This is a genomic window from Erwinia tracheiphila (assembly GCF_021365465.1).
Lineage (GTDB): Bacteria > Pseudomonadota > Gammaproteobacteria > Enterobacterales > Enterobacteriaceae > Erwinia > Erwinia tracheiphila.
The window spans coordinates 1,008,189-1,023,202 of the sequence record NZ_CP089932.1; the positions used below are offsets into that span (position 1 = coordinate 1,008,189).

Consider the following 15,014-nt stretch of genomic DNA (forward strand, 5'->3'; position numbering starts at 1 on the left):
ATGAGTCTTAATTACCTGGATTTTGAACAGCCAATTGCGGAACTGGAAGCGAAAATCGATTCGCTCAAGTCGGTTGGCCGTCAGGATGAGAAACTGGATATTAATCTGGATGAAGAAGTGCAACGGCTGCGTGAGAAAAGCGTTGAGCTAACCCGCAAGATCTTCGCCGATTTAGGTGCATGGCAAATTGCACAACTGGCGCGTCACCCGCTTCGCCCTTATACACTGGACTACGTCCGCAATGTGTTTACCGATTTTGATGAGCTGGCAGGCGATCGCGCCTATGCCGATGATAAAGCCATCGTTGGCGGTATTGCTCGGTTGGAAGGGCGGCCAGTGATGATTATTGGCCATCAGAAAGGCCGTGAAACCAAAGAAAAAATACGTCGTAACTTTGGTATGCCAGCTCCTGAGGGATATCGTAAAGCCCTGCGTCTGATGGAAATGGCCGAGCGCTTTAACATGCCCATCATCACCTTTATTGATACGCCAGGGGCGTACCCGGGCGTCGGTGCAGAGGAGCGCGGACAAAGCGAAGCTATTGCGCGTAACCTGCGAGAGATGTCGGGCCTGAAAGTGCCGGTGATCTGTACCGTTATTGGTGAAGGCGGCTCAGGTGGTGCGCTGGCTATCGGCGTGGGTGACAAAGTTAACATGTTGCAGTACAGCACCTATTCAGTTATTTCGCCGGAAGGCTGTGCTTCCATCCTGTGGAAAAGTGCGGATAAGGCACCACTGGCTGCTGAGGTGATGGGCATCATCGCGCCAAGGCTCAAAGAGCTGAAGCTGATCGATACCGTCATCGCTGAACCTCTGGGTGGTGCTCACCGCAATCCATTGGCCACTGGTGAATCCCTGAAAGCACAACTGCTGGCCGATCTTGCTGAACTTGATGGCCTTAGCAAAGAAGAGCTGTTAGATCGTCGCTACCAGCGCCTGATGAATTACGGCTACGCATAACACTTTCGCAGCCGTTCACACGTTATTCATAGAGGTAAAAACTCTGGTGGATGATGTGAACGGCCTCTCTCCCCGCTGTCCTTCTCTCATTCTGTAATCCTGTAATCCTGTAATCCTGTAATCCTCAAGCCACCACCTGTGCATGTAATTTCACCTTTATCCTGGATAAATTGAGGCAATTGAGGAACAGGCCAGGTCCTGGATTCAGTTGCTCACATTGGTTTTCTTTTGCGCACGGCATACCGTTCAATAAATTGTGACGCCGATGATTGTTTTTTTATTGATGAAAATATCCTGACTTCTTTCTTTGCGAAGATGGCCGCATCTTAATTTTTATTGGTTTTTTTACAGCAGAAGAAAGTGGCTTAATGCTTTCACCCGAATGGAATCAACGACCCTATTTGTTCATATAAGTTGAACTGCCTGAACACAACTAACAGGCCAGTCAATAATGTCGCTAACAACGAATGGCGTGTCGACACAGGAAAAAATATGATTTTTATCAAAGAGTAAGTCGACCATAAGAGAGAAGAAGGAGTGTGGTGAGAATGGAATTGTGGCCAGTGTTAGTGTACATCGCCGGATTAATTGCCGGTAGCGTAATAAGTTGCCTGGCATGCCGATTGCCAATGATGCTGCATCTTGAGGCGGCGACAGAAGCAGATAATTTGCCCGGATTGCTATCGAAACAAAGGCGTTGGTGCACATATGTGAGTCTTTTCTCTCCACGTGCTCATTGCCGGTTTTGTCTGCGAGCTATGGCTTTTTATCACACCATTCCACTGCTGGGATGGTTATGGCTGCACAGGCGTTGTCATCATTGTCAGCGCCGAATTGGCTGGCGTTATCCGTTGACGGAGCTGACAGCCGCTGTCAGCAGTGGTTGGGTCGCGTTGCACTGTCCGCCGGGGATCACCGCAATCGCCCTGATCTTGTGTGGCTGGGTACTGCTCCTGCTTGCCTTAATCGATCTGGAATGTATGTTACTACCGGACAACCTGACACTTTCGTTACTCTGGTTGGGTTTGTTGATAAATCTGAATGGGGCAGTCGTATCGCTGCATGATGCCGTAGTGGGGGCATTATCGGGGTATTTAGCATTATGGATGGTCTACTGGATCTTCAAAATAATACGTGGCAAGGAGGGACTGGGCTATGGCGACTTCAAACTGTTTGCTGCTCTTGGAGCATGGTGTGGTTGGCAATCGTTGCCCCGTATTATGCTATGTGCTGCTTTATTGGGTGTATCTGTTCATCTGCTGTTTTATCTGTTTGGAAAAAGGAAACAGGGGCAACTTTTGCCTTTCGGCCCGTGGCTGGCACTCTCGGGCTGGTGGTTTCTGATAACACCCATCACGACAGGATAAGACATTCTTTTTGTTATACAGAGCATAATCCGCTAGCGGACTGCTATCTGAAGATTCAATATGGCTGGCCTGAGTAGGATATTAAGACGCGCTATCCGGTAATATGACCCGATGCGAGGTGACATTCTTCTGGCAGCGGCAAAGCAGGCGCTGTGCAGGGGAAGCATAACCGCCACTGGCGAATTATTGAAAATATTAAGGAATTACCGTGTTAGCAATTAAGCAAATCCACCATATCGCTATCATTGCCAGCCAGTATGAGGTCAGTAAGCAGTTTTACTGCGGTATCCTGGGTTTTACTCTGATGAGTGAAATGTATCGTGAGACGCGTGACTCGTGGAAAGGTGATCTTGCACTGCATGGACAGTACAGTATTGAACTCTTTTCGTTTCCCCAGTCGCCTGAACGTGTGGATCGACCAGAAGCCTGCGGTTTGCGCCATCTGGCTTTCAGTGTGGCCGATGTTGAGGCTGCCAGGTTGTACCTCACGCAGCACGATGTTACTTGTGAACTGGTACGTATTGATCCACTGACCGGTAAACGCTACACCTTCTTCTGCGATCCTGATGGTTTGCCGCTTGAACTGTATGAAGCGTAAAATAGGGTGTGCTGGGCCCGCTATGGTCTGTGTGATTTAATTTCCTGTTGGAACTTTCATGTCATTGCTTAATCTTCAACAGCAACTTGATGAACACCAGCAATTGCTGGTCGCGTACAGTGGTGGCCTCGATTCTACGGTGCTGTTGCATCAACTTGTTTGCCTGCGCCAGCAGTTACCTGGTATCCATCTGCGGGCTATTCATATACACCATGGGCTGAATGCGCATGCTGATAGCTGGGTTAATCATTGCCAGCAACAGTGTGCCGAATGGCAGGTTTTATTTAAGGTGGTTCACGTACGGCTGGATACGCGGGGAAAAGGGGTTGAAGCAGCGGCAAGGGATGCCCGTTATCAGGCATTTCTTGAGAATTTACAGCCTGGTGAGGTTCTCCTCACTGCCCAGCATCAAAACGATCAGTGTGAAACCCTGCTGTTGGCCTTGAAGCGGGGGAGCGGTCCGGCCGGGCTTTCCGGGATGTCAGCCAGCGGGAAGCTTGGACGTTACTTGCATTTGCGTCCTTTACTGGACTTTTCCCGGTCTCAACTGGAAAAGTGGGCGGCAGAGCATCATCTGCGATGGACCGAAGATGACAGCAATCAGAACCAACGTTATGACCGCAATTTTATTCGTCAGGCAGTAATGCCGCTACTCAACTCGCGCTGGCCACATTTTTCACAGTCGGTTGCCCGCAGTGCGGCCCTGTGTGCCGGGCAGGAACAGCTGCTGGATGAACTCCTGTCAGAATCGCTCAATGCTTTGATAGATGATAGGGGATCGCTTGCTATCGGACCGATGATGAAGATGAGTGAGGCCAGGCGAAGCGCATTGATTAGACGCTGGATTGCCAGTCAGCAGGGACTCATGCCCTCCAGGGATGCGCTGCTACGAATCTGGCATGAGATAGCCTGTAGTCGGGAAGATGCAGAGCCTCGTTTACGGTTAGGCGGGAATGAAATCCGCCGCTATCGTGACCGGCTTTACTGGCTTGAATTGTGTCATTCTTGCCATGACGTTGAGATTGAGTGGCCACCCCAACAAAAATCGCTGGCGCTGTCCGTTTCAGGGGGATTGCTAGTGAGAACGACTTACAGTGCCAGGGGAACAAAAGAAGATAAATCATCTCAGAGTGTAATAGTCCGTCCGCCCCTCATGCAGGAAAGGGTTACCATACGTTTTCAGGCCCACGGAAAATTTCATATTGTTGGGCGTGCGGGGGGGCGATCTCTAAAAAAAATATTGCAGGAGTCGGCGATCCCACCGTGGCAGCGTGGACGTATTCCGATGATTTTCTATAACGATTGCTTAATTGCCGCAGTCGGTGTGTTTGTAACCCGCGAAGGCGATCCCGGAACTGAACCAGGTTGGCAAATTCGCTGGCAACACGATCTCGCGTAACAGTCTGGAAGGCTGCCTGATGTGCCGCTTTTTTCAAGACAGTTGCTTGCCCGGTTGATGATTAACAAAGCTGGAGAGGGCTTCGATGAGTTTTTTCAAAGATGTTCAGTGAAGGGTGGGGCGAATCTGGCCGCCCCGGTCCGTTTAATCGGATTCGCTTACGATGACCGTACCTAAATCCGGGTGACTGAAACGGGCGATGTGATCCAGACGTAACTCACGCATTTCACCATAAATCGCAACAGCAAGATACTCAACGTTTTTTCGTGAGACCATGTCTGTAGCCGCGGCGTTAAGCTCTTCTCCATTTTTTAATACCAGCCCGAGTATCCAGTTATTCTGACAGGCAAGTTCAAGGTTATCGTAGTCGTCGCAGTTTATCGGTTTGTAGGCTTCATTCGTTAACATAGTCGCTCACCAATAAGTTCGCAGCAGCAAACGCTGCCTGTTCCCTGATAGATGAGTGTAGCTCAGGATTGGCCGCAACCTCATCAAGTGTTTTGAGTACACAACCCAGCGCATCTGGCACGTATCCCAGGTCACCGCTGCCAATATCGGCGTACTTGCGGCGAACTAATTCGCAATACTTTTGCACCCTGCACCTCAAGATTTTCTCTGGTAATTGGACGACTATAACACAGGAATTTACGTGAAATCAGCCCAGTGGCGAGTGATTTGCTGTTTTTACGGGTTACAATAGCAGGTGAACACTATAAGGAACCCTATGGCACTCAAAGCGACGATATATAAAGCAGGCATTAACATTGCCGATATGGACAGGCACGTTTTTATCGACAGCAATTTAACGCTGGCTCGTCATCCTTCCGAAACGGAAGGGCGACTGATGCTTCGTTTGCTGGCCTGGCTGGTTAACGCAGATGAAAGACTGGTATTTACTCGTGGTCTGAGCGCTGACGATGAGCCAGAAATATGGCGAATGAATGACCATAACGGTATTGAGGTTTGGATAGAGCTCGGGTTGCCCGATGAACGCCGCATAAAAAAAGCATGCAACCGCGCAGCCAGGGTTTTGTTATATGCCTATAACGCTCGTGCAGCTCAGATCTGGTGGCAACAGAATCAACTTAAGCTGGCCCAACAGCATAATCTGAGCGTACGCTTCCTTGACGATGAGCAACTGCTGGCGTTGGCAGGTTTGGCTTCACGTTCAATGAACCTGCAGGCGACGGTGCAGGACGGTACGATCTGGCTTTGCAATGAGCATAAACACCTTGAGTTACGCTTTAGCGACTGGCTGACAGGCGGCAAAATTGCATGATTGTGCTTTCGCATAGTGTGACAATTCCTGATGATGAAGTGGCGCTGACGGCAATTCGGGCGCAGGGGAATGGTGGTCAGCATGTTAATAAAAGTGCCACGGCTATCCACCTGCGTTTTGATATTCACGCTTCCAGTCTGCCGATTTTTTACAAAGAGCGTCTTCTGGCTGCCAGCCATCACCTGATCATTCAGGGTGTGGTGATTATTAAGGTTCAGGAATATCGCAGTCAGGAGATGAACCGCGAAGCGGCACTGAAGCGGTTAGAGAATTTGATTAAGGAACTCACCGTAGTGGAGAAAACCCGTCATGTGCCGAGACCAACAAAGGCACCGAAGCTGCGTCGACTGGAGTCCATGGCTCGTAAATCTGCCGTTAAGCCACTACGTGGAGAACTGCATCATGGCCGGGATTAGTCTTGAGGCAATCAGGTGTGCCTGTCTGCGTTTTATTCTGGTTAGCGAGTGGCGCATCTGACGGACGCCTCAGGCTCCGTTAAAATGAGCGTGGTAACCGGGCAAACTTCATGGTGACAATCCCCCTTTTCCTGATGGCGGATGTGGTCATGCCGCCGTAAGTAATAAAGCATAGATGACAGCATGAGTCCCCATTTCTGTGGATTAACGCGCAATGCTTTGCTGTTTCTGACAGAATGGAAAGTCATATCGCCGGAAATTCACTAGCCGCTAAGAGGATGTTAAGTGCTGTTCATCCAATTGGTTCAGCTATTTATTGCCGTCCCGAGGGGGCTTGCTGCATGAAGCATTATTAAGCTGGCGGGCCGGGAAGCCCGCCGATACTATTTTCAGGCTTTTATTTCACGGAGCAGGAAATCAATGATTTCACCCGTCTTGATCATTCTCTTTTCACCTTCACGGCGGGACTTATACTCCACTTCTTCATTGTCGAGGTTACGTTCGCCGATAACAACCATATGCGGTACGCCGATCAGTTCCATATCGGCAAACATTACGCCAGGTCGCTCTTTCCTGTCGTCCAGAATAACGTCAATGCTTTTTGTGCGCAGCTGCTGATAGAGGTCTTCCGCCAGATCTTTCACGCGGAAAGATTTGTGCATATTCATGGGTAAAATCGCAACCTGGAAAGGGGCCAGCGCATCAGGCCAGATAATTCCCCTGTCATCGTAATTCTGCTCAATGGCTGCCGCAACAATACGGGTGATGCCAATACCATAGCAGCCCATTGTCAGCGTTTGGTTACGGCCATCTTCATTCTGCACTGCGGCGTTCATCGCTTCTGAATATTTGCTGCCTAACTGAAAGATATGACCCACTTCGATACCGCGTTTGATCAGCAGCGTGCCTTTTCCGTCCGGGCTGGCATCGCCTTCTACCACGTTACGAATATCTTCCACGCGCGGTAATGGCAGGTCACGCAGCCAGTTCATTCCGGTGAGATGTTTATCATCTTTATTTGCCCCCGCAACAAAATCACTCATGAGGGCAACGGTTCGATCGGCGATAACAGGCAGAGTCAGGCCGAATGGACCCAGTGACCCCGGACCTGCACCAAGAGCCGCCCGAATCTCTTCTTCACTGGCAAACGTCAGGGGAGAAGCAACAATATCGATTTTCTCGGCTTTAACTTCATTCAACTCATGATCGCCACGCACCAGCAAGGCAACAAGCCCGTGGCCGCTTTCTTTGGTTGCTTTAACCAGCAACGTTTTGATCGTTTTCTCAATGGGAAGATTGAACTGCTTAACCAACGCTGCGATAGTTTTTGCATCTGGCGTATCAATTTCGGTTAGCAGTTGGGTAGGCTCTGCACGCCCTGCCGCAGGTGCGACGGCTTCAGCCAGTTCCATATTGGCCGCGTAGTCAGAATCCGTTGAGAAAATAATGTCATCTTCTCCGCTTTGTGCCAGCACCTGAAACTCATGTGATGCACTTCCGCCAATAGAGCCGGTATCCGCCTGGACAGCACGGAAGTTCAGCCCCATACGACTGAAAATCTTGCTGTAGGCTTGATACATATCATCATAGGTGGCCTGAAGAGACGCGTGCGAAGTATGAAAAGAGTAGGCATCTTTCATCACAAATTCGCGTGAACGCATTACACCAAAACGGGGCCGTACTTCATCACGAAATTTTGTCTGGATCTGAAATACATTCAGCGGCAGCTGTTTGTATGAGCTAAGTTCGTTGCGGATCAGATCGGTGACGACTTCTTCATGTGTCGGACCAAGAACGAAAGGGCGGCCGCCACGATCAACAAAGCGCAGCAGTTCGGGGCCATACTGTTCCCAGCGTTCACTTTCCTGCCATAAATCAGCGGGTTGTACAACAGGCATGGAGATCTCGATCGCACCAGCGTTATTCATTTCCTCACGCACGATATTTTCAACTTTTTTCAATACGCGCAGGCCGGTGGGTAGCCAGGTGTAAAGGCCAGAGGCCAGTTTACGGATCATTCCTGCGCGCAGCATCAGCTGGTGGCTGATGACTTCAGCGTCGGCAGGTGTCTCCTTGAAAGTGGAGAGCAAATATTGAGTAGTACGCATGAGTTACGATCCCAGTTAAACAGAAAGCTTAAAAATTAAACCCGCAAGGAAATGACTGGTGGCTAGTGTATCAGCGAGTCAGGAGAGTCAAAAGATGCCGGAAGATAAATTAACGGCTGTCAATACCTGTCACCAGCGTTCCACAATCGGTAACACGCCAGCGAATGGTGAAATCCAGCAGCCAGACGGCATATTCCCGTTCGGCACATTCACCTTTGCGGTATGCCGGACGAGGATCCTGAGCGAGGGTTTCACGAATAAAACGTTCAAGATGAGGATATCTGTGTTGTTGTTGAGCAATATGCCATTGGGCTTCAGGTGAAAAGATAACCGGCATGTCGGACATAGGTGCCTGCTGGGCAAAGCCTGCCTGTGCCTGAGGAAGTGATTCAGCAAAGGGCAGATAAGGTTTAATATCGATAACTGGTGTGCCATCAATCAGATCGAGGCTACCCAGTTCAAGTATTACCGCGCCTTTTTCCAGACGGACACCAAGCAGTTCAACCAGCGACATGCCAACGGGATTCGGGCGAAATGTGGAGCGGGTGGCGAAAACACCTACACGGGTGTTGCCACCGAGTCTGGGCGGACGAACGGTAGGCCGCCAGCCGCCCGTCATAGTGTGATGAAAGATAAACAACAGCCATATATGGCTAAAAGCTTCCAGTCCACGAACTGCATCCGCCTGATTGTAGGGTGAATGTAAATGCAGTTCCCCCCCACCGTCCTGAATAAGACCCGGCTGGCGGGGTACGGCAAACTTCTCCTTCCAGGGAGAGCGGATAATACCGATTTGCTGGAAGGAAAATGAACTCATTGCTGTGTCACCTTCAGGGCGGATCCCTCACACACAGCCTGGCGGTAACACCCTTGCGCTCTACTGACTATTTCACAGTGATGCACTAACACTGCATTCGCCTTCATATTTGCTGCATGAGTTTGTAAGCGCTTGCGTGCAATACTGATGCTGGGCGGTGAGCTTTCACGGTTACTCTGGCAATCTTCACCGTGGACTTCACCTAAATCGCGAAAGGGCCCGTTCATCAGCTCGCTGGTGTTGGTGTACAGTTTTACCGGAGCCGGGCGAGGTGCAGGTTTAGTTTGTTCTGTTACTGTCTGCGCGGGCTGTTTGAAAGGTTCCACAGGTTTATATGGTTTATGCAGCAACGAGCACCCTGTCAGTGAAAGGGCTAACAGACAGAGCGATAAGACACGCATGGAAAAGTCCTTATGTTGGGTAATCATACTGGTGCTATTGAAACAAGCCTGGACGTAAATAACAAGGTCTAATAACCTGCCAGAGCGGGCTTTCGCCCGCCCACAGTAAAATGATGCAACTAAAGGATTTTAATACAGAATTACCAGCCTTTTACTGCACCACCGTTAAAAATTTTGTTTGCGGCGTCGTTTACTTCATCCGACTGATAAGCCTGTACAAATTTCTTCACGTTTTCAGCATCTTTGTTATCTTCGCGCGACACAATCAGGTTAACGTATGGTGAATTTTTGTCTTCGACAAAGATTCCATCTTTTGCAGGCGTCAGGTTGATCTGGCTGGCATACGTAGTATTAATGACTGCCAGAGCGATCTGCTGGTCGTCCAGAGAGCGGGGTAACTGAGGTGCTTCCAGTTCTACCAGCTTAATATTTTTCGGGTTTTCCACAACGTCCAGCGAAGTTGGCAGCAGGCCTACCCCGTCTTTTAATTTGATCAGTCCCTCTTTTTGCAACAGAAGCAAAGAGCGCCCCAGGTTGGTAGGATCGTTAGGAATAGCAACTTGCGCACCGTTCTGCAGTTCATCAAGGGATTTGATCTTTTTGGAATAGCCTGCGATTGGATAAACGAAAGTATTACCGACCGGAACCAGCTTATAACCACGATCTTTAATCTGTTGCTCAATATAAGGCTTGTGCTGGAAAGCGTTTACATCGATATCACCTTTACTGAGTGCTTCATTGGGCAGAACGTAATCGTTGAAAGTGACCAGTTCAACATCCAGACCGTATTTATCTTTTGCTACTTTCTTGGCTATTTCAGCAATTTGCTGCTCAGATCCCACGATCACGCCAACTTTTATATGATTAGGATCTTTTTCTTTCCGATCGCAACCTACCAGCGCCAGCATACCAACTAGCGCACCCACAGCGGCAAATGTTTTGAAATTAAAAGACATATCCCTTCCTTAATCAGAACGTATGGTTGTTTATTTATGCGTGACGGCACGCGCGATGCGTTCGCCACAGAACTGGATTAAATACACTAAAATCACTAACAACACTAATACCGTATTCATCACTGTAGCGTTGTAACCGATATAACCATATTGTATGCCGATCTGTCCCAGGCCGCCTGCACCTACGGCCCCGCCCATTGCTGAATAGCCTACCAGCGTGATCAGCGTGATGGTGGCAGCGTTAATTAACCCAGGCAGTGCTTCCGGTAGTAAAACTTTTCTCACAATCTGCGTGGGTGTGGCGCCCATAGCCCGAGATGCCTCAATTAATCCTGTGGGCAGTTCCAATAGTGTATTTTCCACCATGCGTGCGATAAATGGCGCAGCGCCAAAGGTCAAAGGTACGATAGCGGCCTGTAGGCCTATTGAGGTTCCAACAATCAATCGTGTAAACGGAATCATCCAGACCAATAAAATGATAAAAGGAATGGCACGGAAAATATTGACCAGTGCTGAAAGTGAACGATAAAGCACGCGGTTTTCAACAATCTGTTTGGGACGGCTGACATACAAAAGCACGCCCAAAGGCAGGCCAAGTACAAACCCAAAAAAACCGGAGACAAACGTCATGACTAATGTCTCCCATACCCCCCGCCAAAGCAGCATAATCATTGCTTCAGACATAGCCCAATACCTCAACTTTAACGTGATGCTCTTTCATAAAATCGATCGATGCTCGGGTATCCGCGTCTGTACCGTGCATTTCGGCCAGCATGATGCCGAATTTAACGCCACCCGCATAATCCATCTGTGCACTAATAATGTTGTTATTTACATTAAATTTGCGGGCTACCTCGGAAAGCAGAGGCGCATCTACCGATTTACCCGTAAACTCAAGTCGTAATAAAGGAACACGGCCCGGACTGGCTTCAGCGACCAGACGTGCAGCGTAATCATCAGGGATATCCAGATGCAGTGTTGACTGGATAAACTGCTGGGCTAAAGGCGTTTTGGGATGAGAGAAGACTTCACTCACCGTATCCTGCTCAATTAGCTTGCCGTGACTAATTACGGCAACGCGATCGCAAATACGTTTGACCACATCCATTTCATGCGTAATCAACAAAATGGTTATACCCAATCGGCGGTTTATGTCTTTCAGCAATTCCAGAATAGAACGTGTTGTGGCGGGATCGAGTGCGCTGGTTGCTTCATCACACAATAAAACCTTAGGATTACAGGCCAGTGCGCGGGCGATGGCCACGCGTTGTTTCTGACCGCCAGAAAGGTTGGCGGGCCAGGAATCATGTTTATCGGCGAGGCCAACCAGTTCTAGCAGCCCATTGACACGCATTTTAATGTCAGATCTGGACATTTTTTCCAGCTCAAGAGGCAATGCGACGTTGCCCGCCACAGTGCGGGAGTTTAGCAAATTGAAGTGTTGGAAAATCATACCGATTTGTCGGCGGACAAGCGTCAGCTTACTTTCGGGCAACGTCGTTAAATCCTGATTATCAACCAGCACGTTCCCGGACGTTGGGCGTTCAAGCAAATTGACACAGCGTATTAGCGTACTTTTACCTGCGCCCGATGCACCAATAACGCCGTAAATTTGTCCAGCCGGAACCTCAAGGCTGACATCAGATAGCGCGGAGATGGTCCGGGTACCTTGGCGGAATACTTTTGTGATGTGTGAGAGTTTTATCATTTTTCCAGGTAATGCGATTATCGAGGTGTTTAATTTTAGTGCATTCGAAACAGGCTGGAACGCGACTGGATGTTAAGGCATCCAGACGTCTGAATCAATCAACGTCATCTAAACTGCCATTCTCGTTATGTGCACAATAATGCAATACACTATGGCGATATTTGTAGCAGGAGTTTCTAAGTGGTCGATAAAGTTCCCGCAATTTTTTTGGATCGTGATGGCACAATAAATGTCGATCACGGTTATATCCATGAAATCGATAACTTCCAGTTTATTGACGGCGTCATTGAGGCGTTGCAAGAACTTAAGAAAATGGGTTACGCCCTGATAGTAGTGACTAACCAGTCCGGTATTGCACGAGGTATTTTTACAGAAGCTGTTTTTACGCAGCTGACAGAGTGGATGGACTGGTCTCTGGCTGACAGAGATGTGGACCTCGACGGAATTTGGTTCTGCCCGCATCATCCTGACGCTGCTCTGGAAGAATATCGCCAGCAGTGTGATTGCCGTAAACCTGAACCCGGAATGCTGCTCTCCGCGCAGAAAGAACTTAATATCGATTTGGCTGCATCCTTTATGGTCGGTGACAAAATTGATGATGTTCTGGCGGGAAGAGCAGCTGGCGTTGGAAAAAGTGTATTAGTTCGTACTGGTAAAACGGTTACTGAAGAAGGAGAAAAAGTGGCAGATTGGGTGATTAATAGCCTAGCAGACTTACCTGCAAGGATTAAAAAAGGCTAAAAAGTCGTATTTTGGACGAAGTTTTAGCAAATGATTAAAAATTTTATTTTTATGCTTGCCTTCCAGGCGAACATCCCTATAATGCGCCACCACTGACACGGAACAACGGCTTCGATGCCGCCGTGTTGAGAGGTTAAGCGAGCTGAACCGCCGGAGAAAAGCTGCGTAAAAGTGGTTGACTCTGAAGGAGGAAAGCGTAGTATACGCGACCTCGCGGCAGGAAGCGAAAGCACTGACCGCACCGCTCTTTAACAATTTATCAGACAATCTGTGTGGGCACTCGCAGGATAGATATCGGCATCTTCGGATGCAAAAATATCAAGTCTTAAGAGTGAACACGTAATTCATTACGACGTTTTCCTTGAGCACTGCTTCACGAGTTGAAGCAAATCAAACTTTAAATTGAAGAGTTTGATCATGGCTCAGATTGAACGCTGGCGGCAGGCCTAACACATGCAAGTCGAACGGTAGCACAGAAGAGCGTGCTCTTTGGGTGACGAGTGGCGGACGGGTGAGTAATGTCTGGGAAACTGCCTGATGGCGGGGGATAACCACTGGAAACGGTGGCTAATACCGCATAATCTCGCAAGAGCAAAGAGGGGGACCTTATGGCCTCTTGCCATCGGATGTGCCCAGATGGGATTAGCTGGCAGGTAGGGTAACGGCCTACCTGGGCGACGATCCCTAGCTGGTCTGAGAGGATGACCAGCCACACTGGAACTGAGACACGGTCCAGACTCCTACGGGAGGCAGCAGTGGGGAATATTGCACAATGGGCGCAAGCCTGATGCAGCCATGCCGCGTGTATGAAGAAGGCCTTCGGGTTGTAAAGTACTTTCAGCGGGGAGGAAGGGACGCTGGTTAATAACCAGCGGCATTGACGTTACCCGCAGAAGAAGCACCGGCTAACTCCGTGCCAGCAGCCGCGGTAATACGGAGGGTGCAAGCGTTAATCGGAATTACTGGGCGTAAAGCGCACGCAGGCGGTCTGTTAAGTCAGATGTGAAATCCCCGGGCTTAACCTGGGAACTGCATTTGAAACTGGCAGGCTGGAGTCTTGTAGAGGGGGGTGGAATTCCAGGTGTAGCGGTGAAATGCGTAGAGATCTGGAGGAATACCGGTGGCGAAGGCGGCCCCCTGGACAAAGACTGACGCTCATGTGCGAAAGCGTGGGGAGCAAACAGGATTAGATACCCTGGTAGTCCACGCTGTAAACGATGTCGATTTGGAGGTTGTGCCCTTGAGGTGTGGCTTCCGTAGCTAACGCGTTAAATCGACCGCCTGGGGAGTACGGCCGCAAGGTTAAAACTCAAATGAATTGACGGGGGCCCGCACAAGCGGTGGAGCATGTGGTTTAATTCGATGCAACGCGAAGAACCTTACCTGGCCTTGACATCCACAGAACTTAGCAGAGATGCTTTGGTGCCTTCGGGAGCTGTGAGACAGGTGCTGCATGGCTGTCGTCAGCTCGTGTTGTGAAATGTTGGGTTAAGTCCCGCAACGAGCGCAACCCTTATCCTTTGTTGCCAGCGATTTGGTCGGGAACTCAAAGGAGACTGCCGGTGATAAACCGGAGGAAGGTGGGGATGACGTCAAGTCATCATGGCCCTTACGGCCAGGGCTACACACGTGCTACAATGGCGCATACAAAGAGAAGCGACCTCGCGAGAGCATGCGGACCTCATAAAGTGCGTCGTAGTCCGGATCGGAGTCTGCAACTCGACTCCGTGAAGTCGGAATCGCTAGTAATCGTGGATCAGAATGCCACGGTGAATACGTTCCCGGGCCTTGTACACACCGCCCGTCACACCATGGGAGTGGGTTGCAAAAGAAGTAGGTAGCTTAACCTTCGGGAGGGCGCTTACCACTTTGTGATTCATGACTGGGGTGAAGTCGTAACAAGGTAACCGTAGGGGAACCTGCGGTTGGATCACCTCCTTAGCATAAGATAGCTTCATGCGCAGTGCTCACACAGATTGTCTGATAGAAAAGTAACGAGCGTAACCATACTGAGTCCCCATCGTCTAGAGGCCAAGGACACTGCCCTTTCACGGCTGTAACAGGGGTTCGAATCCCCTTGGGGACGCCAAAGTTATGTCTAGAGTATCTCAAAACTGGCTTACCCTGGTGGGAAGTCATGTTTGAGATATTTGCTCTTTAACAATCCGGAACAAGCTGAAAATTGAAACGACATGTTGTTGTCATTCTGGGTAACAGGAATGGCGTGATGACATGTACGGTCTCTCAATGCCTGCAACGGCATG

15 protein-coding genes, 1 tRNA gene and 1 rRNA gene are annotated in these 15,014 nt (G+C 49.5%); 9 read left to right on the plus strand and 8 right to left on the minus strand.

Going from position 1 to position 15,014, the window contains the following annotated elements; translation table 11 throughout:
- The 4 genes from accA (at window position 1) to tilS (ending at window position 4,324) form a co-directional block, all read left to right on the plus strand.
- Entirely contained in the window at window positions 1-960 is a 960-nt protein-coding gene (accA, locus tag LU633_RS05085; protein WP_016190325.1) for an acetyl-CoA carboxylase carboxyl transferase subunit alpha, read from the plus strand.
- 548 nt (window positions 961-1,508) lie between these two features.
- Window positions 1,509-2,327, plus strand: a complete 819-nt coding sequence (locus LU633_RS05090) for a prepilin peptidase (RefSeq protein ID WP_040465428.1) — start codon at window positions 1,509-1,511, stop codon at window positions 2,325-2,327.
- A 208-nt stretch (window positions 2,328-2,535) separates the two neighbouring features.
- Window positions 2,536-2,925, plus strand: a complete 390-nt coding sequence (locus tag LU633_RS05095) for a VOC family protein (protein ID WP_016190323.1) — start codon at window positions 2,536-2,538, stop codon at window positions 2,923-2,925.
- Window positions 2,926-2,983: 58 nt separating this feature from the next.
- The gene (gene tilS / locus LU633_RS05100; RefSeq protein ID WP_016190322.1) at window positions 2,984-4,324 is read left to right on the plus strand and encodes a tRNA lysidine(34) synthetase TilS; all 1,341 of its coding nucleotides are present in this window, start codon (window positions 2,984-2,986) and stop codon (window positions 4,322-4,324) included.
- A gap of 144 nt (window positions 4,325-4,468) precedes the next feature.
- On the opposite strand, the gene rof is transcribed toward tilS, so the two are convergent.
- Window positions 4,469-4,732, minus strand: a complete 264-nt coding sequence (gene rof, locus LU633_RS05105) for a Rho-binding antiterminator (protein ID WP_016190321.1) — start codon at window positions 4,730-4,732, stop codon at window positions 4,469-4,471.
- Window positions 4,719-4,919 (minus strand): YaeP family protein, encoded by a 201-nt coding sequence (locus LU633_RS05110; RefSeq protein ID WP_016190320.1) that lies wholly within the window; start codon window positions 4,917-4,919, stop codon window positions 4,719-4,721. Before LU633_RS05110 ends, rof begins: the two co-directional genes overlap by 14 nt.
- Before the next feature lie 129 nt (window positions 4,920-5,048).
- Between LU633_RS05110 and LU633_RS05115 the strand changes: the two genes are divergently transcribed.
- Window positions 5,049-5,603, plus strand: a complete 555-nt coding sequence (locus tag LU633_RS05115) for a YaeQ family protein (RefSeq protein WP_016190319.1) — start codon at window positions 5,049-5,051, stop codon at window positions 5,601-5,603.
- Window positions 5,600-6,019, plus strand: a complete 420-nt coding sequence (arfB, locus tag LU633_RS05120; RefSeq protein WP_016190318.1) for an alternative ribosome rescue aminoacyl-tRNA hydrolase ArfB — start codon at window positions 5,600-5,602, stop codon at window positions 6,017-6,019. The genes LU633_RS05115 and arfB overlap by 4 nt, the downstream gene beginning before the upstream one ends.
- 389 nt (window positions 6,020-6,408) lie before the next feature.
- Here the strand turns inward: arfB and proS are convergent, their stop codons facing one another.
- From proS to metN, 6 genes are all read right to left on the minus strand, one after another.
- On the minus strand, window positions 6,409-8,127 hold the full coding sequence (proS, locus tag LU633_RS05125; RefSeq protein ID WP_016190317.1) for a proline--tRNA ligase: 1,719 nt from the start codon (window positions 8,125-8,127) through the stop codon (window positions 6,409-6,411).
- 109 nt (window positions 8,128-8,236) lie between these two features.
- Window positions 8,237-8,944, minus strand: a complete 708-nt coding sequence (gene tsaA / locus LU633_RS05130; RefSeq protein ID WP_016190316.1) for a tRNA (N6-threonylcarbamoyladenosine(37)-N6)-methyltransferase TrmO — start codon at window positions 8,942-8,944, stop codon at window positions 8,237-8,239.
- Complete coding sequence (gene rcsF / locus LU633_RS05135; protein ID WP_016190315.1) at window positions 8,941-9,345, minus strand: Rcs stress response system protein RcsF; 405 nt, start codon at window positions 9,343-9,345, stop codon at window positions 8,941-8,943. Before rcsF ends, tsaA begins: the two co-directional genes overlap by 4 nt.
- A gap of 140 nt (window positions 9,346-9,485) precedes the next feature.
- Window positions 9,486-10,301: a MetQ/NlpA family lipoprotein gene (locus LU633_RS05140; RefSeq protein ID WP_016190314.1), complete on the minus strand. Its 816-nt coding sequence runs from the start codon at window positions 10,299-10,301 to the stop codon at window positions 9,486-9,488.
- 30 nt (window positions 10,302-10,331) lie between these two features.
- Window positions 10,332-10,985 (minus strand): methionine ABC transporter permease MetI, encoded by a 654-nt coding sequence (locus tag LU633_RS05145; RefSeq protein ID WP_016190313.1) that lies wholly within the window; start codon window positions 10,983-10,985, stop codon window positions 10,332-10,334.
- Window positions 10,978-12,009, minus strand: coding sequence for a methionine ABC transporter ATP-binding protein MetN (gene metN / locus LU633_RS05150; protein ID WP_016190312.1), 1,032 nt, complete (start codon window positions 12,007-12,009; stop codon window positions 10,978-10,980). Before metN ends, LU633_RS05145 begins: the two co-directional genes overlap by 8 nt.
- 180 nt (window positions 12,010-12,189) lie before the next feature.
- Between metN and gmhB the strand changes: the two genes are divergently transcribed.
- The 3 genes from gmhB (at window position 12,190) to LU633_RS05165 (ending at window position 14,839) form a co-directional block, all read left to right on the plus strand.
- Complete coding sequence (gene gmhB / locus LU633_RS05155) at window positions 12,190-12,750, plus strand: D-glycero-beta-D-manno-heptose 1,7-bisphosphate 7-phosphatase (protein WP_016190311.1); 561 nt, start codon at window positions 12,190-12,192, stop codon at window positions 12,748-12,750.
- 399 nt (window positions 12,751-13,149) lie between these two features.
- Window positions 13,150-14,691, plus strand: a 16S ribosomal RNA gene (locus LU633_RS05160).
- A 72-nt stretch (window positions 14,692-14,763) separates the two neighbouring features.
- Window positions 14,764-14,839: transfer RNA gene (locus LU633_RS05165), tRNA-Glu, on the plus strand.
- Window positions 14,840-15,014: the final 175 nt, after the last annotated feature.